This is a genomic window from Pseudomonas sp. S3_A03, from assembly GCF_054668275.1.
The window spans coordinates 3,208,792-3,232,826 of record NZ_CP162753.1 but is presented as its reverse complement, the minus strand read 5'-3'; the positions used below and the strand labels follow the sequence as shown (position 1 = coordinate 3,232,826).

Sequence of the window (24,035 nt, the reverse complement as noted above, 5' to 3'; positions counted from 1 at the left end):
ATGCCTTGAGTTGTGGCAAAGTGCCAGTCCCGCTCGGCTGGACTGACCAAGCGCATTCAGGTAGCTTTGCCGGTTACGCGGGGCGTTCCAGCCCCAAACATTCAGGCCTTTTCCGCTCGCTGGCATTGATGATAGTCAAAGGCCCGCGCGGCGCATGGTCTGGCACGGGCTTCGCCCGCTCAATTCATCAGTCACTGACGCTAGGTTCACCATGGCTCAATACGTCTTCACCATGCATCGGCTGGGCAAAGTTGTCCCACCGAAGCGGGAAATCCTGAAAAACATTTCATTGTCCTTCTTCCCCGGCGCCAAGATCGGTGTGCTCGGCCTCAACGGTTCGGGTAAGTCCACGCTGCTGAAAATCATGGCCGGCGTCGACACCGAGTTCGAAGGCGAAGCCCGTCCGATGCCCGAACTGAACATCGGCTACCTGCCCCAGGAGCCGCAGCTGGATCCGGCCAAGACCGTGCGTGAAGTGGTCGAAGAGGCCGTCAGCGTGATCAAGGACGCCCAGGCTCGCCTGGATGAGGTCTACGCCGCCTACGCCGAGCCGGATGCCGATTTCGACAAGCTGGCCGCCGAACAAGCCAAGCTCGAAGCCATCCTGCAGGCCGGCGACGGTCATAACCTGGAGCGCCAGCTGGAAGTTGCCGCCGACGCGCTGCGCCTGCCGGCGTGGGACGCCAAGGTCGAACACCTGTCCGGTGGTGAAAAACGTCGCGTGGCCCTGTGCCGCCTGCTGCTGTCGGCTCCCGATATGTTGCTGCTCGACGAACCGACCAACCACTTGGACGCCGATTCCGTCGCGTGGCTGGAACATTTCCTTCACGACTTCCCAGGCACCGTGGTTGCGATCACGCACGACCGCTACTTCCTGGACAACGTTGCCGGCTGGATCCTCGAACTCGACCGCGGCGCCGGTATCCCTTACGAGGGCAACTACTCCGGTTGGCTGGAAGCCAAGTCCGACCGTCTGGCCGCCGAATCCAAGCAGCAATCGGCCCACGAAAAAGCCATGAAGGAAGAACTGGAATGGGTGCGCAAAGGCGCCAAGGCCCGCCAGTCCAAATCCAAGGCCCGTCTGCAGCGCTTTGAAGAAATGCAGTCGCAGGAATTCCAGAAACGCAGCGAAACCAACGAGATCTACATCCCGGCCGGCCCGCGCCTGGGTGACAAGGTCATCGAATTCAAAAACGTGTGCAAAGGCTATGGCGACCGCGTGTTGATCGACAACCTGTCGTTCTCCATGCCAAAAGGCGCGATCGTCGGCGTTATCGGCGGTAACGGTGCGGGTAAGTCCACGCTGTTCCGCATGCTGATGGGCAAGGAAACGCCGGACTCCGGCAGCATCGAGATCGGCGAAACCGTGCAACTGGCCTGTGTGGACCAGAGCCGCGACGACCTCGACGGCAGCAAGACCGTGTTCCAGCAGATCTCCGATGGCTCCGACCAGATCCGCATCGGCAACTATGAAATCCCGTCGCGCACCTACGTCGGCCGTTTCAACTTCAAGGGCGGCGACCAACAGAAGTTCGTCAAGGACCTGTCCGGCGGTGAGCGCGGCCGCTTGCACCTGGCGCTGACGCTGAAAGAGGGCGGCAACGTGTTGCTGCTCGACGAACCGTCCAACGACCTCGACGTGGAAACCCTGCGTTCCCTGGAAGAAGCCCTGCTGGACTTCCCGGGCGCCGCCATTGTGATCTCTCACGATCGGTGGTTCCTTGACCGCGTCGCGACCCACATCCTGGCGTACGAAGACGACTCCCAAGCGGTGTTCTTCGAAGGCAACTACACCGAGTACGAAGCCGACCGTAAGAAGCGCCTGGGCGAAGCGGCTGCCCAGCCGCACCGCGTACGCCACAAAAAACTGGCCTGATCCGGCTGGTTTGAAACAAGCGGAGCCTTCGGGCTCCGTTTTTTTTGGGTGTTTTCAGGAATACCGCGTTCAATTCATTCGCGAGCAAGCCCCACATTTGATCGCGTTCCAACCTTGAAATGCAGTCGAATGCGGGAGGGGGCTTGCCCCCGATAGCGATCTACCTGTTGGTGCATCCCTCAGATTTTAAATCCTCTTTTAAGTGCATAAACCGCCAAAAAACTGGATACAGTTATATCCAATGCACCATTTAAATTCACAAAAGCGACATTTTGCCCTGTCGCGGTGCGACATGAATTGATAAAGTCCGGCCCAATCTCACTTAAAAACAATCAATTTGCCGAGACTGTTCATGACCGAATCCGTCGAATCCTTCCTCGCCCGCCTCAAGAAACGCGACCCAGACCAGCCGGAATTCCACCAGGCTGTTGAAGAAGTCCTACGCAGCCTGTGGCCGTTTCTCGAAGCCAATCCGCATTACCTGACCTCGGGCATTCTGGAACGCATCTGCGAGCCGGAACGCGCAATCACCTTCCGAGTGTCATGGGTGGATGACCACGGCAAGGTCCAGGTCAATCGCGGTTTCCGGATCCAGATGAACAGCGCCATTGGCCCGTACAAGGGCGGCCTGCGTTTCCACCCGTCGGTGAACCTGGGGGTGCTGAAATTCCTCGCGTTCGAGCAGACCTTCAAAAATTCCCTGACCTCGCTGCCCATGGGCGGCGGCAAAGGCGGCTCGGACTTTGATCCAAAAGTAAAAGCGATGCCGAAGTCATGCGCTTCTGCCAGGCGTTCATGAGCGAGTTGTACCGCCATATCGGCGCAGACGTGGACGTACCCGCCGGTGATATCGGCGTGGGCGCTCGCGAAATCGGCTTTCTGTTCGGCCAGTACAAGCGCTTGAGCAACCAGTTCACGTCTGTGCTCACCGGCAAAGGCATGACCTACGGCGGCAGCCTGATCCGTCCGGAGGCCACCGGGTTTGGTTGCGTGTACTTCGCCGAAGAGATGCTCAAGCGCAACGGCCAGCGCGTTGAAGGCAAGCGCGTGGCGGTGTCCGGCTCCGGCAACGTGGCGCAGTATGCCGCACGCAAGGTCATGGACCTGGGCGGCAAAGTGGTTTCACTGTCTGACTCCGAAGGGACGCTGTACGCCGAAAGTGGTTTGACCGAAGAGCAATGGTCGGCCCTGCTGGCACTGAAAAACGTACAGCGCGGCCGCATCAGCGAACTGGCCGAGCGTTTCGGCCTGGAATTTCGCAAAGGCCAAACGCCTTGGGAGTTGGCGTGCGATATCGCACTGCCGTGCGCTACCCAGAACGAGCTGGACGCCGACGCCGCCCGCACGCTGTTGCGCAACGGCTGCATCTGCGTGGCCGAAGGCGCCAACATGCCGACCACGCTTGAGGCTGTGGATATCTTTATCGAGGCGGGCATTCTGTTCGCACCGGGCAAGGCGTCCAATGCCGGTGGTGTGGCCGTCAGTGGCCTGGAAATGTCGCAGAACGCCATGCGTTTGCTGTGGACCGCCGGGGAGGTGGACAGCAAGCTGCATAACATCATGCAATCCATCCACCACGCCTGCGTGCACTACGGCGAAGAAAACGGCCGGATCAATTATGTGAAGGGCGCCAACATCGCAGGCTTCGTGAAAGTGGCCGATGCAATGCTGGCCCAAGGCATCGTCTAGGCTTCGGCGTCGATGCGCAGCACTTCGATCAACTGATCGCCGACGGGGCGCTTCCACAGCACCTCGTCACCGACCTGGGCGCCCAGCAAGGCGCGACCCAGGGGCGAACCCCAATTGATCAGGCCGGCGCTGGCGTCCGCCTGGTCTTCACCGACCAACTGGATGCGCTGCTGCTCATCCTGCTCGTTGGCAAAGCTCACCCAACTGCCAATCCGGACCTTGTCGGTGGCGGTGGCCGGCGCGACTACCTGGGCGCTCTGCACCCGCTGGTTGAAATAGCGCAGGTCCCGCTCAAGGTCGGCCTGGCGCTGTTTATCGGCCTGCTCGCCCTTGGCGGATTCGGCGCCGTATTCAGACTGCAGTTGCGCAACCTTGGCCTGCAACTGCGCCAAACCCTGCGCGGTCAGGCGATTGGGTTGCTCACTGACCTGGCGCTCCACCGGCTGATCGGCCTGAGCGGCGGCGTTGTCTTCATTCACAAAAGCTCGGCTCATGGTGTTCTCCCTCTCTGGAGCTTGGGCCATGGTCGCCGTGCTTTAGTTTCGATGAATGTCTGAAAGCGACCTATTGCGAGCGATAGGCCCGCGCCGCATCGCGATCCTTCTCTTGCTGCCAGGCGCGTTCGCGGTCATCCCAGTGGTTGTTCTTGTAGTCGCGCAGTTCCTCGTTTTCGCGCATGGCCTTGCACTGGCGGAAACCGTCCTCCCAGCCTTCGGCGTATAGCCGGTCCTTCAGGTAACGCGGCACGTTCTTGCGAAACGTCCCGCTAATCACCCCGGCAGCCTGGCGACCGCTGCTGCAACCGTCGTCAAAGCCATCGGCAAAAGCGGGTGGATAACCGCGGGCGAGTAATTCCTGATGGGTGGACTGGCAACCCGACAATCCCACCACCGCACACAGCAATACCGCATACCGCCACATGACATACTCCCTGGCCGTTTCACGGCTGATAAGGGAAGTTTAGAAGGGGATTTGTCGGGAGGGTGTGAAGGCGAGGTGATAACGGTGTCGGGGTAACGCTCAATTCAACGTCAACGGGCTACCTAGGGGGTGTCAGTGCCGCATGCTCAGCCAACTCCTGCTGGATAAACGCTGCAATCATCGCCCGATACACCTGTTCGGTAACGTCCGGATTGGCGCCCAGCGTGTGCGACAAGTCCCGCACCTTGGCGATCACCTGTTCGACCCGCTGCGGCGCCTTGACGCCATCGGTGTCCTTTTTGAAGCGGGCGGCTTGGGATACGTAGTGGCCACGCTCAGCCAGCAGGCTGACGATTTGCTGGTCGAGTCGGTCGATATTGTCGCGGACTTCTTCGAGACTGCTGCAGTTAACGGCCATGTTGGTTGAACTCCTTGAGATAAAGCTGAATAAATGCAGGCCAAATGTGGGAGGGGCAAGCCCTCCCACATTTTGGGTCCTGGTCTGGCTGTGGTCAGTAGTGATACCACTTCACTTCAAGCATCACCTCATTGACTGGCGTCGATAAGTGGCTGTACTCGCGCTGTGCGCTCAGGCGCAGGCCCAGGTTGCGGGACAATTCCCATTGTTGGTTCAGGCTGATGCTGCGGCGCACTTCGCCATTGGTGAAGAAGTCGCCCTTGGCTTCCAGGCTCAGGTTGCCCAGCGGGTTTTTCCACAGCACGCCAGTGTTGAAGCCAGCAGCGGGGGAGATGGCTTCGCTGAAGTCATTGTTGTGCTCCACCCGCACGGTGCCGAGGGCGAAGCCGAGCATGTCGTCGCTCAGTTGCCAGGTGCCGCCGGCGCCGCCATTGACGTGCGCCACCAGGGTTTCGTCGTCGTGTTTGCCCGGTACGCGTTCCAGGCCGCCGGTGACTTGCCATGACCAGGGTTGCAACAGGGCGTTGCGTGGCGTCAGGGAGCGGATGGTGGCCAGGTCCAGTTGTTGCAGTTGCCAGTGGTTGCCTTCGTACTGGCGCAACTTCATTTGCAGGATTTCGATCTGCGCACCGAGGGGGAAGCCTTCGGCGTTGTCGTTGAGGTCGTGATAGGCCATGCGCAGGCCGTATTCGCCAAAGGTTTTGTCGCCCCGGGTGCCGATGCCGGCTTGCCAGGTACGGGATTCATGGCCGTTTTCCGGCAGGCCGGGGGGCGTGATCTCAAGGTCCGGCGCGGGGTTTTGGTTGATCGCGCGTAAGAGTTCGAAGCTGCGCTGGGAGCGTGCGGTGTCGCGTTCCAGGCCATTGGCGCGGTAGCGGCCCAGGCGATAGGCGGCGTCGATGATCAGCGCCTGGCGGTCGCGAGGCAGGGCTTTGAATGCGGGCTCTTGCAATTGGTTCTGGTCGTCGCTGACCTTCAATACCCATTGTTGCTCGTCGCTGTCCAGCGGTTTGGCGCGCTCCAGCAGTTCGCGCTCGCGGGAAGGCCGGTAGTCGATTTTCTCGACCAGCCCCGCATCTTTAACGGCTTTGACCGTGTCGGTAGGAATGGCGGTCAGCGGGAACTGTTCGGTCAGGCGCAGGCCTGGGCGGGCCACTTGCAGCAGCTCCAGCAGGCGGTAGGAGCAGTTTTCGTCGAAGAAGAAGTAGTCGAACTGGATTTGCTTGAGCTCCCACACGTGCTCGACCATGCGCTCGGTTTCGACTTGGGTGAGGTTGAGGCGGTATTCCCACAGGTCGCGGTTTTCGAGGCTACGGTATTCGGAGAGTTTTTCCTGGTAGGGCACCAGCGCGAACAGGCCGGGATAGCCGCCCATCAGGCCTTTCCAGGCGTAGAGGATGCTGTTGTCCGAGCCTTCAATGTACGCGCCGAAGTTGATCGCGTAGCTGAGCAGCGCCGTATTGTTGCTTTGCACGTCGGCCTGGTCGATACGCAGCAGGGTGTGGCCGAACATCGATGACGGGCTGTTGAGGTAGGCCGCCGGGAAGATCATCACCGCGCTGTGGGGGGCGACGTCCTTGAACCATTGCTTGAATTCCTTGCAGTCCACGGCCGGCAGGTCGGCCAGGTGCAACTGGTCCTTGAGCCAGCGGGTACGTGCGGGGTAGACGCATTGGGCATGTTTTTCACCCAGGCTGGCCGGCGCATAGAGGGCGTCAACGGTAGCCTTGAGCTCCGCATCCGGGTGGTGGGCACCATCGGCTGCGAGGAAGAATTTCTGCTCGCTGACATAACTGCGCCAGCCTTTTAGCTTGCCGGCTTCGTAATGGCCCAGCGACAGCCAGAACGGATCATTGGCCAGTTGCTGCAAACGTTGATCATCAAGATGCGGTGCCGCGTACAGCGGGGCGCAGGCGAAGAGTGCCATCCAGGCAAAGCGTTTGAGCATAGGGGCAACTTAAGTCGGATATTTAGACAGACCCAAAGGGGAGGCGGGCCCAAAAATAAAACCCGCGCCTCGGGAGGCGCGGGCAGGTCGAGCTTAAGCCTGGGTAGCGTATTTCGCCAGGCGGGCATCGCCTTTGAGTACAGCCAGTGTGTTGTTGTGCACGTCTTCAGCGGTCACGTCGGCCTTGCTGAAGATTTGCTGGAAGTGTTCGTGCGCCACGGCCGCGAAGTGCGCGCGATCTTCCGGTGCAACGCCCAGTACCACGGCGTAGGTGGTCAGTGCTTCGCCATTACCCTTGGCCATGTCTTCGGACAGCTCGTTCATCATGCCATTCATGGCAATCCAGGACTTGCCGCCGTAGGTCAGCGCGCTGTTGGTGCTGCAACCGTTGGTGCCCGAGGTCATGCCGAAGGTGGCGTTACCCGAAGTGCCGTTGGTGGTGGAAGCCAGGAAGTGAGCCGGAGTACCGCGCTGGCCTTCGAACAACATGTTGCCCCAACCGCAGTTCGGGCCACCTGGTGATTCTGCCATTGCATTGAGGGAGACAACGGTGAAGAGAGTACCGAGAAGGATCCGTTTCATAGCTTTGTTCTCTTTGTGTGCAAACCAATGGACAAGGGTTCAGGCACTTCATAGCGCCCTAGGGATCGGTTATTAGTCCAACCCGCGCAGTTTGGAGTTTAGGCAGGTTCCAAGGGTTCCGTGGGTTTTTATAAAACAATCAGCATTGTCGCGATTTTTTGTAGGACGCGTCCCGTACCTGTGCTTTCCCTACGGCGCGCCTTGCCAGAGCGCGCAAGGGGGAGCCAGAATGCCGTCATCTGCCCCGCCTGATGTAAGGAAGCCCGATGCCCTGATCCTGTTGCTGCCAGCTTGCGCCTAGCGCCCGAAGCGCTGACTCGCCCTTTCTCCGCTGAACAGTTCAGCTTCTCGACCACCAATGAATTGGAGCCCTTTCGCGGTGTGCTTGGCCAGGAACGCGCGGTTGAAGCGTTGCAGTTCGGTGTGGCGATGCCACGCCCCGGTTACAACGTGTTTGTCATGGGCGAGCCGGGCACTGGCCGCTTTTCGTTCGTCAAACGTTACCTGAAGGCCGAAGGCAAGCGCCTGCAGACCCCGGCGGACTGGGTCTACGTGAATAATTTCGATGAGCCTCGCGAACCCCGCGCCCTGGAATTGCCTGGCGGCGCGGCGGCGGCGTTCATCGCAGATATCAATGGCCTGGTCGACAACCTGGTGGCGACGTTCCCGGCTGCCTTCGAGCACCCGACCTATCAACAGCGCAAAAGCGCCATCGACCGTGCCTTCAACCAGCGTTACGACAAGGCCCTGGACGTGATCGAACGGCTGGCCCTGGAAAAAGACGTGGCGCTGTACCGTGACAGTTCCAACATCGCGTTCACGCCGATGCTCGACGGCAAGGCGCTGGACGAGGCTGAGTTCTCGCAGCTGCCGGAAGTGGATCGCGAACGTTTCCACACGGACATCTCCGAGCTGGAAGAGCGCCTCAACGAAGAGTTGGCCAGCCTGCCGCAGTGGAAGCGCGAGTCCAACAACCAACTGCGCCAGTTCAACGAAGAAACCATCACCCTGGCCCTGCAACCTTTGCTGGCGCCGCTGTCGGAAAAATACGCGGAAAACGCCGCAGTCTGCGGTTATCTGCAAGCCATGCAGGTGTACCTGCTCAAAACCGTGGTCGAGCAATTGGTGGACGACGCCAAGACCGACGCCCAGGCGCGCAAGCTGCTTGAAGAGCAATACTGCCCGAGCCTGGTGGTGGGCCATGCGGTCAACGGCGGCGCACCGGTGGTGTTCGAACCGCACCCGACCTACGACAACCTGTTCGGCCGTATCGAGTACAGCACCGACCAGGGCGCGCTCTACACCACATACCGTCAGTTGCGCCCGGGCGCCCTGCACCGTGCCAATGGCGGTTTTCTGATTCTTGAAGCCGAAAAAATGCTCAGCGAACCGTTTGTATGGGACGCGCTCAAGCGCTCCCTGCAATCGCGCAAGCTGAAGATGGAATCGCCCCTGGGCGAGCTGGGCCGCCTGGCCACCGTCACCCTCAACCCGCAAATGATTCCGTTGCAGGTCAAGGTGATCATCATCGGTTCGCGCCAGTTGTATTACGCATTGCAGGACGCCGATCCGGACTTCCAGGAGATGTTCCGGGTGCTGGTGGACTTCGACGAAGACATCCCGATGGTGGACGAGAGCCTGGAGCAGTTCGCCCAGTTGCTTAAAACCCGCACCTCGGAAGAAGGCATGGCGCCGCTGACTTCGGACGCAGTGGCGCGGTTGGCCACCTACAGCGCCCGGCTGGCCGAGCACCAGGGGCGCTTGTCGGCACGCATTGGCGACCTGTTCCAACTGGTCAGCGAGGCGGACTTTATCCGCCACCTGGCGGGCGATGACATGACCGACGCCGGCCACATCGAGCGCGCGCTCAAGGCCAAGGCCACGCGGACCGGGCGCGTGTCGGCACGGATTCTCGATGACATGCTCGCCGGGGTGATCCTGATCGATACCGCGGGTGCGGCCGTCGGCAAATGCAACGGGCTGACGGTACTGGAGGTGGGCGATTCGGCGTTCGGCGTGCCGGCACGCATTTCCGCCACGGTGTACCCCGGCGGCAGCGGTATTGTCGACATCGAGCGCGAGGTTAACCTCGGCCAGCCGATTCACTCCAAGGGCGTGATGATCCTCACCGGTTACCTGGGCAGCCGTTATGCCCAGGAATTCCCGTTGGCGATTTCGGCGAGTATCGCGCTGGAGCAGTCCTACGGGTATGTGGATGGTGACAGTGCGTCCTTGGGCGAAGCCTGCACGCTGATCTCGGCGCTGTCGAAAACGCCGCTCAAGCAGTGTTTTGCCATCACCGGCTCGATCAACCAGTTTGGTGAAGTGCAGGCGGTGGGTGGGGTCAACGAGAAAATCGAAGGCTTCTTCCGCCTCTGCGAAGCGCGCGGCTTGACCGGCGAGCAAGGGGCGATCATCCCCCAGGCCAACGTCGCCACGCTGATGCTCGATGAGAAGGTGTTGCAGGCCGTACGCGCCGGGCAATTCCACATCTACGCGGTACGCCAGGCGGACGAGGCCTTGAGCCTGCTGGTGGGTGAACCTGCCGGCGAGCCGGATGCCGAGGGGCAATTCCCCGAAGGCAGCGTCAACGCGCGGGTGGTTGAGCGTTTGCGTGCGATTGCCGAGATGATCAGCGAGGAAGACTTGAAGGAGGCGGAGAAGGAGTTGGCGCAGCAGGCGTTGGCTGAGGCCAAGCCGAGCTGACGTGTGGTAAGTAGGATCTGTAGAACGAAGCAGATCCCAATGTGGGAGGGGCTTGCTCCCGATGGCGGTGGGTCAGCCAGCTTATGGGTAGCTGGTACACCGCTATCGGGAGCAAGCCCCCTCCCCACAATGGATGTCAGTGCCTTCAGACCTGTGGCCGCCATAAAATTGACTCGATTCCGGTGGCCGCCACCGTTGGTCTCTAGCGCCTTGGTTTGTCGTGTTTTTCTTCTATTCTCTGTTTTAGGGATATCCACAGGAGTCGCTGGATAGAAACAGCCTCGCCATTGGCCGGGGTTGAACACCGATCTACCGAGGGGCGCCGCCATGTCGCGCAACCTTTGCCTTACCCGCCAGTGCTTTGGCCTGGTCACCCGTATCGAATGTTCCATTCGCCCGCTCGCGGGGGATACCGGCATGTGGACCTTATTGTTTGCCGCCGGCATGTCCGGTGAACAGCCGTCCACCATCAAGTCCCAAGGCCCGTTTCATGGGCCGATTGCGGCGCAGACCATTCTGGAATCAATCGTCGACAGCCTGACCCTGCATGGCTACGAGCTGGCGGGCGATCCGCAGATCTGGTGCCTGCACATGCAGGCCCACCTGCGACAGCTCAACGGCAACCATGAGCAGCTTGCGCTGTAGGCCGGGTCATTTGCCCTCGGGCTTGTCCAGCTTGACCTCGAAGCCGTATTGCACGGTCGTCAGGTCGGTGCGCTGGTAGCTTTCCAGCGCCGTCGGCTTGCCATAGAAATAATGCACGTCAAACATCGCCGTGCCGTACTCCTGCGCACGGTGGCTGACGCCGAGGATTTCCTTGAGGTAATGGCCGCTGGCGTCCTTGGCGTAGAAGCGCCAGCTGTCGGCGGGGAATGCCTTCTGGTCGACGATCAGCGCGTTGTCCTTGAGCAACAGGCCCTTGGGCAGCTTGGCCACGTCAATCTCGCCTTTCTCGATGGTCGCCAGGAACAGCGGGATCGAGCCCACCACGAACGCCGGGTTTTCCGGGAACAGGTTGAGGTCGTAGGTGAGCGTGCCGCGCGCCGGGGTCAGCTCGTAGGCTTCGCTGGGCAATTCGATGGGCTCGCCGCGTTCGCCCTTGTCGTCGGCGGTAAAGAACGTCACTGGCGATTCGCTGCTGTTGCGCTCGGCGCCCACCAATTCGTCGTTGAAGGTGAAGGGGTGATCGAAGGTGATATGCGCGGCACTGGCGTCTTCGACGGACTGAGTGATCGTCACGCTGTTTTTCAGTTGTTCCTCGCTGAGCGTGGCGCCCTTGAGCCAGTTGGCGGCGCCGTCGTCGTACACGGTGACTGGCATCGGCAAGGCTTGTACGGTTTTTTGCAGGCTGTTCTTGTCGAAACGCAGTATCGGCAGGTCGAGGTCCTTGCGGGTGACGGAGGCTGTGGAAAAGTCCAGCACGTTGACCTGCACGCTATCGATCAGGCCATTGAAATATACCTTGGCGTAATGGCTGCCCTGTTTGTGCTCGAAGGCTTTTTGTTCGTCGATAAGCTGTTTTTCGAAGGCTTCGGACCAAGTGTTCTGTTTTTGCATCTCGGCCAATTGTTTCTGGTAAAACGCCACCTGCGCGGCGCTTTCATTGATCGAGCCCGAACGTGTGAGGAATTGCCCGGTGCTATCGCGTGCCTGTACCAGCAACGGGTTCGGCGAATCGTCGCCCACTTGCGGAGCGAGCGGCTGGCTGTTGGTCAGTTCGATTTCGGCGTAGTTTTTTTCCAGGAGCAGCAGGTTGACGGTGATATTGCCCTCGGTGCGCTTATGGCCCACGTCTTTTTTCGACAGGTCGAACGTCAACACCCTGCCCGGCGCGATCACTTCCACGCGGCCCTTGAGGCTCACAGGCTGAGGCTGGCTCTTGTTTTCGGTTTCGAGGCCATCGATGAACGGATAGGTCACCGTCAGGTCATCGGGGTTGGTCAGGTTGGAGCTGCTGGGGCTCAGTTGGATACCTGGGTCGGTTTCCGACCATTCCGGCTGGAAGGGGATGACTTTGTTGTTGCTCAACGTGACCGATTGCCACTCCAGGCCATGTGGGAAGGGGAATTGGTCGGGCATGTTGAAGCTGAACGGGAAGACCGGCTGCAAATCCGTCAGGTAGTCGGAGTGAGAGGTCTTGCGCAGCACGAACAGGCCATTGATGTAGGTGTCCACCAGCGCTTGCGGCGTGGGGTAGTGCTTGAGCAGGGCCAGGGTGTCGTCGCCGTACTCGGCCTCAATGGGCTTGGTGGCGAGCTTGGCCTGGGCCCGCTCCAGCAATAACAGCGAGCCGCCGAGGTCGGCGATGGCGTCGCGCAGCTTGGGGTCCTGGATGCTGTCGAGGGATTGTTCGAACTTGGCGGTTTTCTCTTCGAGGGTCGTCTGTTTCTGCTCATCACTGGGGGAGCAACCGCTGCCCATCAGCAACGCCGCACACAGGCCAACACCGGCCAAGGGGGAGCGCACATCCATCATCTGAGTTTTTCCTGTCCGACGTCATCGAGCCGAGTTGATGGGCTCGACACTAGCAGAAAAATTCTCTTACAGAAGCCGCCTGGGTCAGTTTTCTCGCGGTTACAGGTGACTTGTGGCGGCTGGTATACTCGCCGCCATTTCTAGCCAAGCTGTGTGAGACCCCCATGGAACGCTTTATCGAAAATACTATGTACGCTTCACGCTGGCTGTTGGCGCCGATCTACCTCGGCTTGTCCCTGGGCCTGCTGATCCTGGCATTGAAATTCTTTCAGGAAATCATCCACGTTCTGCCGAATGTGTTCAGCATGCTGGAGGCGGACGTCATCTTGCTGCTGCTGTCGTTGATCGACATGGCGCTGGTCGGTGGCTTGCTGGTGATGGTGATGATTTCCGGCTACGAGAACTTCGTCTCGCAGCTGGATATCGATGACAACAAAGAGAAACTCAACTGGCTGGGCACCATGGACTCTTCGTCGCTGAAGATGAAAGTGGCGGCCTCCATCGTGGCGATTTCCTCGATCCACTTGCTGCGCATCTTCATGGATGCCAAGAACGTCGATCCGCAGCACCTGATGTGGTACGTGATCATCCACATGACCTTCGTGATCTCCGCGTTCGCGATGGGCTACCTGGACAAACTCACCAAGCACTGATGCCTTGCGCCGGCCCTACTGCTCGACGAAGTAGTAGGGCTGGCGGTTGATCGCCATGTGTTTGATCACCTTCACCTGGGGATTCAAGCCGTTGGTGTGGTCCAGCAGCGCAACGTTGCCGGGCTTGGCCGCCAGGTAACGGTGCAGCTCGGGTTCTGTCTGCAGCATCTTCAAATAGCCCTGCATGTAGAACACGCCGGCGCCGGCGATGCGTTCATTGGGCTGGAACAATACGACTTCTTTGCCTTCGGCTTGCAGTGCCTGGATCTGGCGGATGACCGGCACGAATGACTGGCGCACATCAGCCTTGGGCGCAAACCAGAAGGCAGCGATCAGGTAGCTGGCAATGGCCAGGGTGAACACGCCGCCCACCAGAGGTCGGTGGTGTTTATACAGGGCGGGTTTGTGCTCTTTGAGCCATTGCAGCAGTACCCGTGCATATTCGGCGGCCAACACGGCGGCGGCCGGGGCCAGCGTCATCAGGTACACCGTGCGCTTACTGGACGCCAGGGTCAGCAAGGTGAATTGCGCCACCAGCCATACGCTGAAAAACAGGTGATAGCGATTGCGCGCCAGGCTTTTACGCAAATGCCACAGCCCCAGGTACACCAGGATGTTCCAGGGCAGGAACGCCTCCGGCAGTTTGGCGATGTAGTAGTAGAACGGCTCGTAATGCCCGGCTTCGACAAACGAGCCGCTGAACCGGCCGACGCTGTTGGTCCACAGTACTTCGCCTACAGCCTGCATGCCGCCACGTTGGTACAGGAAGCACAGCCATATCAGCAGCGGCACCAATGCCAATAGGGTGCACAGCGCGGGTTTGAGCCAGTTGCCGATGCGCAGGCGTTTGTCCATCACGCTGGTAGCGGCCAGGTACACAAAAATCACAATGCCCGGCATGGCCAGCCCCAGCACACCTTTGCTTAGCGTGGCGATCGCCATCCCGACGGTAAACAGCGCCCAATGGCCCATGTTGGGGCCTTCGCGGTCCGGCCGCACCGCCTGATAGAACGCCAGCAGCGCAGTGGTCACGCCGAGGCTGAGCAACGAGTCCTCACCCACGCCGCGCACGTTGCTCCAGTAACTGGCCATGGTCGCCAGGATCAAGGCTGCGCTGAACGCCAATGTCTGCGGCCGGCCGAACCTGCGCAGCATTGCGTAGAGCAGCATTACGCTGAACAACCCGGCAAACGCCGACGCCAGGCGCACAGCCCAGGTGGTGCCGCCAAACAGGCGAATCGCCCCGGCATCCAGCCACAGGCTCAAGGGCGGCTTTTCCAAAAAAGGCTCGCGAAATAACTGTGGCACCACCCAGTTATTGTCCAGATGCATGGCCATGGCGATCCCGGCGACGCGGGCTTCGGTGGAGCCTTGCAGGTCGTGGCTACCTAGGGCGAAAAAAAATAAAAAGACCGGCGAGCAGAAACAATAAAGAGGCGGGGCGTGTCATGGGTTGTGGCTACCGAGGCAGTGGGCCGCTCGGGGGAGCGGCCGTGGCATTCGGCTAGTATCTGTCGGCGTTTCTGAATGTTTCGTGAACGAGTGTAGGGTTTTTGTATTCAGGTATTCACGGCGCCTTCAAGCTGGGCAGCGCGGCTTTACCCTCGGCTGTCAACACGGCTGCCAATTGCTCCCAGGTAAAGCTCAGTTCGTTGTCGCACCCGTCACCGTTGGCGGGTGTCGACAGCTGCAATCCTTGGGTGTTGAAGCTCAGGTCGAACGTGGAATAGCTGTTGATCGCCGGGCATCCCTCGTCGGTGGTGGTTTGTTTGGCCAGCCATGTCTTGAACGGGGTCGACAGCTTCACTTCGCCGGAATAGGCGTCATACCACTGCTGGTGCCCGCCCAGCCACGTCCAGGGGTCAACCGCTTCGCCGGTCTGCAGGTTCCAGGAATGCTGCCCCCAACTGATGCCCCGGGCGCCCATGCCCGCGGTCCAGCGGTAGAACTTCACGGTGATCCACTGCGACGACCAATACGTCGGCTCAACCGTGATTTCACTGGTGAGGGCCGAGCCGTTTCGTCCCAGATACTCGCGACGCTCGCGCAAATAGTCGGCCTGATCGTCGTCGTTGACCGCCAGCGCCGCGAGTTGCCGATTGATTTTCTGCACCGCCGGGCCATCACCCTCAAGCTTGAGCGTGACTCGGGCGCCTTGGGTCTTGAGCACGTAGCGGTGACCGCCGAAGGATTTTTCCTGCGTCTTGACCGGCAGCGGCGCCGCTTCCAGGGCGGCGTTATAGGCATCGCTGCCGCAGCCGTCGTTTGGCGTACCGACGCGTTTCAGGGTGATCGGCAGCGGTTTGCCGCCTTGCGTTTTACGCCAAGCGCCCGCCAGCGTATCGCCGGAGCGATTGTCCAGCGTCCAGAACCCGGTATCGCCTTCCTCCGCCCACGGCGCGCTGTCGCTGGCTTGGGTCAGTTGAATGGGGGTGAGGATGCGTTGGTAGTAATAACTGCCGTGCTCCCCGTCAGCTCCGTTGAAACAGGCGGTAATGGCGGATTTGCCCAGCGTGCCGGTCCAGACGCCGGCGAGGTCGGCGGCGTTGGCGAGCAAAGGTGTGCAGGCAAGAGCGATAGCAGCGACGGGCTTGAACACGGGTATCTGACTTCCGGTTGTCTGATGGGGCGCTCAGGGTAATGGGAAGTCGGGTGGAGTCCAAGTGGTTGCGCCTGCGTGGCGGTCAGTGCGCGCCGGTTAACACCTTAGGCTTTGACTTTAAAACGCCCCAACCCCTGCTGCATTGCATTGGCCCGCTCTGACAGGTTCCTGGCCGCGATCGCGCATTGCTGGGAGTTGGCCTGGTTTTGCTGGGTGACCTCGTCGATCTGCTCCAGCCCAATACTCGCCTGTTGCAAGCCGGACGCCTGTTCGCTGGACGCCTGATAGATCAGTGACACCAGACTTGAGACGGTGCCGGTGCCGGTGACAATGTTGCGCAGCGAGTCGGCGGTGCGGCCGGCGATGATCATGCCGCGTTGCGTCTTGGTCGACGAGTCGGCAATCAGCGCTGCGGTCTGTTGTGCCGCCTCGGCACTGCGTGCCGCGAGGCTGCGCACTTCATCGGCCACCACGGCAAAGCCGCGGCCCAGCTCCCCGGCACGTGCGGCTTCGATCGCGGCGTTCAACGCCAGCAGGTTGGTCTGCGCGGCAATGTTGTCGATGGTGGTGATGATGGCGGTAATGTCTTTGCCCGAATTATCGATCTCGGCCATGGCCGCGATCAGTTCGCTCATCAGCTTGTCACTTTCCCCCGCGTCGGCGCGCGCCGCCTGGGATTGTTCGTCGGCCTTTTTGGCATTGGCGGCGTTGTCGGTGGTCTGCGCCGCCATTTGGGTCATGACGGCACTGATTTCAGTGATCGACGACGCCGAATTGGATGCGCCGTCGGACAGCGACTGGCTCAACTGCGTGACCTGTGCAGAGCTGCCGGTGATTTGCGTGGCGCTGGCCTGCACCTGGGAAATCAAGGTGTTCAGGTTGCCGACCATTTTTTCCAAGGATTTGCCCAGCGTGTCATTGGGCGAGGACAGACGTACCTCCAGGTCCAGATCACCCTCGGAAATGCGTTCGGCCACGCGCACCTGGCGTTGCAGGCTTTCCGACATATCGTTCAGGGCAAAGGACAATTGGCCGACCTCATCTTCAGATGTTTGCACCAGCCGACGCGAAAAGTCGCCCAGGCTGATGTTAGCGGCCAGGTGGGCGGCTTCACGAATCGGGCCGACGATTTTGGCGGTAGCCAACCACAGGGTAAGCAAAGCCAATATGGAGATGACTATGCCGACTGCGACCTGCCAGATGCTGCTGTTGACGCCGCGCGATTGAAGTTCTTGTTCCAGGGCCAGGGCCTGGCTCATGACAACCGCCTTCGGCAGGTGAATCACGATTGCCCAAGGCTTGCCGGTGCGGCCCAGGTTGATGGGCATCTGCACCTCGATTTCCTGGGTGCCCTGGTTGATTTGGCTGTCGCCCTGGCCTTTTTGAACATTGGCCAACACCTTCTCCCAAGCGTCGGGCAGCAAGGCTTTGAGCGGCTGGCCGATCAGTTCCGGCCGTTTGCTGTCGGCCACCACCAGCCCTTGATGGCTGAGGATCGATACGGAGCCGTTGCCGCCATAAAGGTCGGCGGACATCTGCTCGCTGAGTTTCTGGATAAACGAGATATCGAAGTCAGCACCGACCACGCCGTAGAACTTGCCATTGGCGGTGATCGGCACCGACAGGGTGGTCAGCCATACATTCTTGCCTTGCACCACGTAGGGGAGGGGGTCGAGTACGCTTTCTTTCAGGGTATCCCGGGGGCCGGAGTACCAGCCGCCCTTCAACACACCGTTGGGGTGGCGGGCATCGGAGTCATATTCGACCAGTGGTTGCACGGCGATATGACCGTCTGAACTGCGTGTCCAATAAGGGGTGAAGCGGCCAGTCAAGGGGTTGTTACCGCCCTCGTTATTACGAAAGGCTTGATCCTGGCCGTCCAGTGCGTCGGGCTCCCAGCAGGAGTACGTGCCGTTGAAGTCGGGGTTGTCCTTGAGCACGCTGAGCAACATTGTATTGATTGAGTCCCGACCCAATACCAGCGGGCTTTGGGCGCTTTTGCCCGCGCCCAGCGTATTGGCCAGTGTGCGTGCCGAGTCCAGCGCGTTTTGCAGCTTCGCCTGGATGGCGGTAGCACGAGACTCTGCCAGATTCTGCACTTCGCGGATGGTGGCGGTTTCAATCAATGCCGATACTTGCGCGCCCACATAGGCTTCGTTGGCCTTTGAGGAATACAGCCCATATAACACCAGACTTGCGCAGGAAATAAACAGGCAGAGTCCGGCCGTAAAACAGATTCGAGTCTGCAATGATTTGAATTTCATGATGTTTTCGCCCACGCTCATAACGACCAAAATAATCGGATGTCGACATTCCAGTGTCTTTGTATTCGCACGGCTTATTGGATCATCGGCTGCTTTGGCATTGGCATGCTGTACAGCGCTGTAAGTTGCTTAACGCGTTTTGGGTGCGGCGTCGTCGAGCCATAAACGCTCGGTATTTTTGAAACCATAACGTTGCGGCGCTACCCGCGCAATAATACGATCGTGTTGGTTGGGGGTGCCCAGGTCTATTATTTGGTAGGGGATAGAGACATTTAAAGCCGGCAGGAAAAACACTTTGATTTTTGGCGTCAATAATGAGTCGGCATGTTGTTCTATCACTACACCGATACCGCCGCTTTGCAATTGAACGATAGAACCGACGGGGTAAATACCCACGGACTTTAAAAACGCGCGGAATACGTCATCGTCAAAATGCCCTTCCCATGTCGACATTTGTTGAATAGCCACGGCAGGGTCCCAGCCCTGGTTGTACGAACGGTCCGAGGTAATTGCGTCGTAGACATCGCAGACCGCGGCCATCCGAGCCACAAGGCTGATCTGGTCGCCAGCCAACTGATGGGGGTAGCCGGTGCCGTCGATTTTCTCGTGGTGATGCAGGCATACATCCACGACCATCTCGCATACTTGCGCGGTGGCCAGCAATGTTTTTTCCCCTTCAAGCGGATGCGTTCGCACCACCTGTAATTCGTCATCGCTCAAGCGGCCGGGCTTGTTGAGAATGGCACCGGGAATCGCCATTTTGCCGATGTCGTGCAGCAGTCCGGCCAGCCCGACCTTGCGAATCAGGGCGGTGGGCAGGCCTAACTGATTGCCCAGGGCGATCATCAACGCACACACCGCGACCGAATGCATGTAGGTGTAGTCATCGATGCTTTTCAGACGTGCCAGGCTGATAAAAGCATTGGGATGGCGTGCAATGGAGCTTGAAATATCGTCGACCAATGCGCCGATATGCTCCAACTCCAACGCCCGGCCCATGCGGGCATGGCCGAACATTTCGACCACCGCGGACTTGGCGCGACCACAAATCGCCTGCGCGGCGATCAGTTCGTCTTTCATGGACGTTAGAGGAGCCAAGGTGGCCGGTTCTGCCGGGTCAGAGGCGGGTTGAACATCGCACTCCTGGATACACGGTGCCTCCACGCGATCTCGCCAAAATGGCTTCGCCTCGCCGGCAGCCCGATCATTGGGTCCATTGCACTTCAACATGGTATGCCCTCTGCTGATGGTCTTCTTATTACGCGTCTAGAAGAGGATGCGCGCGCCTCGAATATTGGTGACTCCACAAATATCGTTATTAGACTTTGGTAGTAGAGAGAATGTGGGGCAACGAATAACCTCCCAGGCCTGCTTAAACAGCACTGATATCGTAATGACATTAGCATGGGTGTGGGTATTTGAAATGCATTTGAAAACAAAATAACGAGGGGGTTTATCGTTAAAGCAATGGGTGGTTTGTGTTTGTCTATCCAGTTGATGGGGTGGAATAGATAGTTCGCTAACTTGCTATTTGGGATGTTGAGAATGATTAAGGTTGAAAGGGGGTTGTAATAAGTTTGCGAGGGGGCGTTTTTTGTGGTTCGCAATGCGCCATGTTCTGGACTTTATGGCGCTAAGGAGCTTGCTGAGCATAGGCACTGTGATATCCGCGAATGGTGTGGTTTTCAAGCGGGGAAAACATGCAGAGTGAGTGAGACACCAAATGTCTTCGGTGCGGGCTGGGGTGACGGCGTTTTTTCAACTTGAACCCGGTCGTGGCGACATTCTCGAATCTGTCTTCGGCCTCCGACAGACTGGCTTGCCTCGGCGCCTCGCGGTGAGGTTTGGGAGCAGTGCGTTGCACCAGCGGTCCACATGCCCAAAATGGGACGCCAAAATGCTTAGAGTTTAAAAAACCTAGAAAGCTCCCATAAGCGCTGAAGCCCCTGTATTTATTGGATTTCAGGCACCAAAAAAGACGTCCGTGGACGTCTTTAGAGCCGGGGTAAGTTGAACGCGCTACTTAATTTAATGATTGTAATAGATTTCTTCAGTTTAGAAATTTCACTGGAACACTCTTTGGAATACCCACCCAGCGCGTTTGCCCGGCAGGGTGATTGGCGAGACCGGGTACAACGCTGAGTCGTCCCAACCATTTTAATCTACCGCCTTCCGCCAGTGTTTACGTGGGGTACGGTACAGTCATAACGCCACCAACACCTTTCACCGAGCGGCGGGGGTAGGGCAACGGCCACGTGCACTGCAGCTGAGCTGCGCGCGCCGTATTTCGCGTTTTATGGATACCGCGCCAATGTTTTGCAGTGCAACTGATCGAGGTTTGTATCAAAAATCTAGACGAATCAACCGCAGTTGCTTAGGGTGTGGCCATTCAATATCGCGCTTTCAGGGAATGAAAATGGAATTGAGCGTCGACGAGGTCGTAGGCGCTTTGGAGCGAGCGGGCTTCCGGCTGATCCCTTGACCGGCAACAATGTATTCCGCTTGACCCATTCAGTACACACTAAGCCCCTCTGTGTAAAGCGAGGTGTTGGCTAAAGCGGCACTGTTTCGGCGCCCAATTCTAAAAGGGATTTTCGATGGCTCAGTTGGCAGTTAACCATCTACCAGCCAAAGCATGGCTGACCGAATTTCTGTTCACTCGCGTCTTGTTCACAGGGCCTACTGGTCAGCCGCTCTATAGCTACCATGTCACGGAGGACGAATATACCGGGCTGGCAGCCATGCTGAAAATGGCGCTTACAGCTAATAGCCCGACGCAGGAGCTGTATGTGGCGGCTTGTTTTTGTCTATTCGTCAGCGAAAATTACCGTCGCCATTACGACGGCAATTGGTCGTGGCAGGGGGCTGAGTCTCGTATAGGCATAACCCTCACACCGGCGCAGCACGCCAGCCTGACCGGAAAGGGCTTAGGTTACTGGAAGCGGAAAGTGCGCATCCGAGACCAAGGTCGGGATTGGCTGGGCACATTGTTTACGGAGGGTGGACTGCCTTGGCCGCTGCTCAGCAGCGAGTCCCACGGGTTTGGCCGAGCGGTGCGCCGTGGTATCAAGCACTTTTACCGTACCGAGGGGCACCGGCGCACCACCGCTGATCTGCTGGCCGACTTTGAAGATGGGCTGCCGCTGTCGTTCCGCAATCTGGAAACACGCACGTTGCTGGCTGGAATCGTCGATCAACTGATGACGCTGGTTGATCGTTACCCTATCAAGGACGAGGTTGATCCGGCGGCCTATCTGGATCGAGTTGATCCCCATTGGCACGAAGCCTTTCCCATACCGTTGGACGAGACCAACGCCCGTCATCTACTCAACGAGTGGCTACGTGACGCAGGCATTAAAAGGCAGGAACGCAAAGAGGCGTTAGCCAAAGCACGAGCGTTTACCTGCGAACACATTCAGCAGGGACAGTTACCGCACTGGACAATCTTGACCGAGCTTAATCTGCCCCCAGAGACTTTACTGCCGATCAATCCATCCTCACTTCGTAATACCCGCCTCGAGCTGGCTTATTTCGAAGGTGAAACCCTGCTTGAGCGGGGGCCTGCTGTTTATGCCCAGCTGGCGGAGAAAGCAGTAAAGATCCGCTTTGCCAATGTGCAGGTCTCCCTGCGGCGTCGATATCTGAACAAACCTGTGAGTTTGCGGGTTATGGAAAGCGGTAGCACCATCCACACCCTCCTATTCGAGAACAGCGCTCTGGATTATCAGGATGTACCGCTGGTGTTCGAGTGCCGAGCGGATCGTTGGCATCTAGTAGGGACATCCAGCTGCAAGCTCGCCAGCAGCAAGGTTAGGGTACGAGTGCCCGAGCGTTTTACCTTCAGTGATGCACTGGAGTCGACCGTACCGGTGCTAACTGACGTCGAGTCCGGGCAATGGATCGAAACCACTGGCAACCTGATTCTCAAGGATGATGCTGAGCGCTACGAGATATGCCTTTCGCAGCCTGGCGGCGATGTTGCGCCTTTAATGTTGACGGGGGTTTACGCGCTGTTCGAATGCTCGCCATCTACCGTTTATCTGGGCTGGCCCACCTTGGAGTTGGCCGAAGGTAGCACCTGGCGAAGGGATGAATTGATCGAATTCGCCAACGGCCGGCCACTCGATCGACGCAACGCTCTAGTGTTCGGCGCAATCAACTATATCGTTCGCAGCCGTAAAGGAGAAACGCTGCTACGGCGCCGATTTGGTGTGTTGCCCCGCGGCTTCGAGCTGGGGCTATACCCTGCTTACGGCCGCCGTCCGGCCAGGTTACAGGTCAAGAACGCCGATAACCTGTCTTTGCATGTAGCGGGTGAGGGATTGCTGTGCTCGGTCAGTCAGGGCAGCTACCAGATGGAGCTGAGCGGCCAGCATTGTCCGCAGGCGTTTACGTTGCAGATCGGCCCCGCAGCGGGTCTATTGCACCTGCGATTGCCCTTTCCTTATCAGGGTGCACGCCTGCTTGGTGTCGACGGCCAGCATACTGCAGTGAAGACTTTGAACCTTGCCGAGCTGACTGGGCACCGGTTGCAGCTAAGCTCCGGTCTGCCACAAGGACAGATGTTCTATCTGCAATTCGAACTTATGTGCCGAGAGCAGTCTCACCCCAAAAGGGTCTTCGCGGTACGCGTTGGTCAGATGCCGATGGTCCTCAATCTCTTCAGCTATGTCGCTGACCTGCAAACTATGCTAGCTGCAGTTGATGAGCAAGATGCCTATGTACACTTGACGGTAGAAACCGAACAGTTACTGATGCAATTGGACATCAGAAGATACGGTGGTCGAGTGTTGATGGAGGAGGCCAGCGCTTTTTACGTATGCGGAGTCGATGGCACCGATATCCTTGATGACGCGCGTGCCGAAGCCATGCTGCTGTCGGACCCTAAGCAAGCTCCGTTGCAATTGGTTGAAAACACCACGGAAGGGGTCGGAACGGATCGCTTCGCTATCCCTCAATCGATGCTGATTGATGGCCCTTGGTTGATCTACCCAGGCAAGGAATCACCGATTCAATTCCGCCCCCAGCTATACTTGCCTGCGTCTATGAGCGTGCCCGTCGATTTGCAAGTGCGTTCATTGCACCGTGCCGCACAAGTGTTCCATCCGATCCACCGTCCGGACGTCATCGAAGAGCAGATCCGCGCGATGGCGAATGATTTCGCTCACAGTGGTTGGCAATACCTCGCGGACTTGAAGCGCCAATACGCTCACTTGCCATTGTCTTCATTCGAAGCCTGGAAAGCCTTGGCTAAAAATCCTCAGGCATTAGGGCTGGCGGTATTCCGACTGGAAATGGACGAAGCCTTTTGCGCTCGCATTGCCGATGAGCTGGCGCTGATGTGGGAAACCATACCGTTGCCCATGTGGGCCTCTGCTTACCAGATATTTGCTGAGGGGCTCAAGTTGACAGGCCTGCCGTCTGAGCATGTCGAGCGGCTGGTGAAAGATCGTGCGATTGTATTGCGCTACATCGTTTCCGGCTTTGACTATGTAGGCAATTATCTGGGTACCGGTGATTGTTGTGAACTCAGGCGCTTGTCGGCCGAAGATATCTTGCCAATGTGGTATCAGGACCTGCGCCGTCTTCATGCGGCTAACCTGGACTGGCCGAACGTCCTTGGAGAGGCATTGGCCCATTGGGTGGCCGAGCAACCGTTGCCACTCCGCGTTAAGGCTATGAGCCTGGCCGAGTTTACCGACGCAGTGACCTATCTGCCTATCTTCATGGCTTACGTAACGGCCGGCAAAGCCTCGGTCAACGACCTCGGCATACCGACGGCCTATTTCAAGTTTGCCGCGCGTTGGCTAGCTGATTTTGATCGGCATGGCTGGTTCAACCCTGTTCATGCACTTACCGTTTCCTACCTGCTTGCTGCCCATACAGATCGCTAAGGAATAG

General features: G+C 58.7%; 13 protein-coding genes and 4 pseudogenes. 6 read left to right on the top strand and 11 right to left on the bottom strand.

The window, feature by feature from the left end; translation table 11 throughout:
• Nucleotides 1–211 precede the first annotated feature (211 nt).
• Entirely contained in the window at nucleotides 212–1,876 is a 1,665-nt protein-coding gene (gene ettA / locus AB4O25_RS14680; protein ID WP_017528862.1) for an energy-dependent translational throttle protein EttA, read from the top strand.
• 352 nt (nucleotides 1,877–2,228) lie between these two features.
• A pseudogene (gene gdhA / locus AB4O25_RS14675) lies at nucleotides 2,229–3,565 on the top strand (NADP-specific glutamate dehydrogenase).
• Here the strand turns inward: gdhA and AB4O25_RS14670 are convergent.
• The 5 genes from AB4O25_RS14670 to AB4O25_RS14650 all read right to left on the bottom strand — a co-directional run bounded on the left by AB4O25_RS14670 (nucleotide 3,562) and on the right by AB4O25_RS14650 (nucleotide 7,434).
• A complete protein-coding gene (locus AB4O25_RS14670) occupies nucleotides 3,562–4,059 on the bottom strand; it encodes a GreA/GreB family elongation factor (RefSeq protein ID WP_460149705.1) in 498 nt (165 codons plus the stop codon). The pseudogene gdhA and the gene AB4O25_RS14670 sit on opposite strands and share 4 nt — an antisense overlap.
• A 70-nt stretch (nucleotides 4,060–4,129) precedes the next feature.
• Entirely contained in the window at nucleotides 4,130–4,486 is a 357-nt protein-coding gene (locus AB4O25_RS14665; protein WP_017528859.1) for a hypothetical protein, read from the bottom strand.
• Nucleotides 4,487–4,604: 118 nt separating this feature from the next.
• Nucleotides 4,605–4,904, bottom strand: coding sequence for a chorismate mutase (locus AB4O25_RS14660; RefSeq protein WP_017528858.1), 300 nt, complete (start codon nucleotides 4,902–4,904; stop codon nucleotides 4,605–4,607).
• Nucleotides 4,905–4,998: 94 nt separating this feature from the next.
• The gene (locus AB4O25_RS14655) at nucleotides 4,999–6,852 is read right to left on the bottom strand and encodes an Lnb N-terminal periplasmic domain-containing protein (protein ID WP_116079111.1); all 1,854 of its coding nucleotides are present in this window, start codon (nucleotides 6,850–6,852) and stop codon (nucleotides 4,999–5,001) included.
• A gap of 93 nt (nucleotides 6,853–6,945) precedes the next feature.
• Entirely contained in the window at nucleotides 6,946–7,434 is a 489-nt protein-coding gene (locus AB4O25_RS14650) for a DUF3015 domain-containing protein (RefSeq protein ID WP_017528856.1), read from the bottom strand.
• A 291-nt stretch (nucleotides 7,435–7,725) separates the two neighbouring features.
• Here AB4O25_RS14650 and AB4O25_RS14645 point away from each other — a divergent pair, with 291 nt between their 5' ends.
• Both AB4O25_RS14645 and AB4O25_RS14640 read left to right on the top strand, forming a co-directional pair.
• Nucleotides 7,726–10,140, top strand: coding sequence for a Lon protease family protein (locus AB4O25_RS14645; protein ID WP_460149704.1), 2,415 nt, complete (start codon nucleotides 7,726–7,728; stop codon nucleotides 10,138–10,140).
• A 327-nt stretch (nucleotides 10,141–10,467) separates the two neighbouring features.
• A complete protein-coding gene (locus AB4O25_RS14640) occupies nucleotides 10,468–10,785 on the top strand; it encodes a PA4575 family protein (RefSeq protein ID WP_017528854.1) in 318 nt (105 codons plus the stop codon).
• A 6-nt stretch (nucleotides 10,786–10,791) separates the two neighbouring features.
• Here the strand turns inward: AB4O25_RS14640 and AB4O25_RS14635 are convergent, their stop codons facing one another.
• A complete protein-coding gene (locus AB4O25_RS14635) occupies nucleotides 10,792–12,615 on the bottom strand; it encodes a hypothetical protein (protein ID WP_460149703.1) in 1,824 nt (607 codons plus the stop codon).
• Nucleotides 12,616–12,779: 164 nt separating this feature from the next.
• Between AB4O25_RS14635 and AB4O25_RS14630 the strand changes: the two genes are divergently transcribed.
• Nucleotides 12,780–13,268, top strand: coding sequence for a TIGR00645 family protein (locus AB4O25_RS14630; RefSeq protein ID WP_003176188.1), 489 nt, complete (start codon nucleotides 12,780–12,782; stop codon nucleotides 13,266–13,268).
• A 15-nt stretch (nucleotides 13,269–13,283) separates the two neighbouring features.
• Here AB4O25_RS14630 and AB4O25_RS14625 read toward each other — a convergent pair.
• The 5 genes and pseudogenes from AB4O25_RS14625 to AB4O25_RS14605 form a co-directional block, all read right to left on the bottom strand.
• Nucleotides 13,284–14,718: pseudogene (locus AB4O25_RS14625) on the bottom strand (ArnT family glycosyltransferase).
• Between the two features lie 117 nt (nucleotides 14,719–14,835).
• A complete protein-coding gene (locus AB4O25_RS14620; RefSeq protein ID WP_116079106.1) occupies nucleotides 14,836–15,867 on the bottom strand; it encodes a hypothetical protein in 1,032 nt (343 codons plus the stop codon).
• Between the two features lie 107 nt (nucleotides 15,868–15,974).
• Nucleotides 15,975–16,493: pseudogene (locus AB4O25_RS14615) on the bottom strand (methyl-accepting chemotaxis protein); the annotation flags it as partial.
• A 426-nt stretch (nucleotides 16,494–16,919) separates the two neighbouring features.
• Nucleotides 16,920–17,822: pseudogene (locus AB4O25_RS14610) on the bottom strand (PDC sensor domain-containing protein); the annotation flags it as partial.
• A gap of 441 nt (nucleotides 17,823–18,263) precedes the next feature.
• Nucleotides 18,264–19,214 carry an HD-GYP domain-containing protein gene (locus AB4O25_RS14605; protein WP_460149702.1) on the bottom strand — a complete coding sequence of 317 codons (951 nt, stop codon included), beginning with the start codon at nucleotides 19,212–19,214 and terminating at the stop codon, nucleotides 18,264–18,266.
• A gap of 1,517 nt (nucleotides 19,215–20,731) precedes the next feature.
• On the opposite strand from AB4O25_RS14605, the gene AB4O25_RS14600 reads away from it, so the two are divergent.
• On the top strand, nucleotides 20,732–24,028 hold the full coding sequence (locus AB4O25_RS14600; RefSeq protein ID WP_460149701.1) for an STY4851/ECs_5259 family protein: 3,297 nt from the start codon (nucleotides 20,732–20,734) through the stop codon (nucleotides 24,026–24,028).
• Nucleotides 24,029–24,035 lie beyond the last annotated feature (7 nt).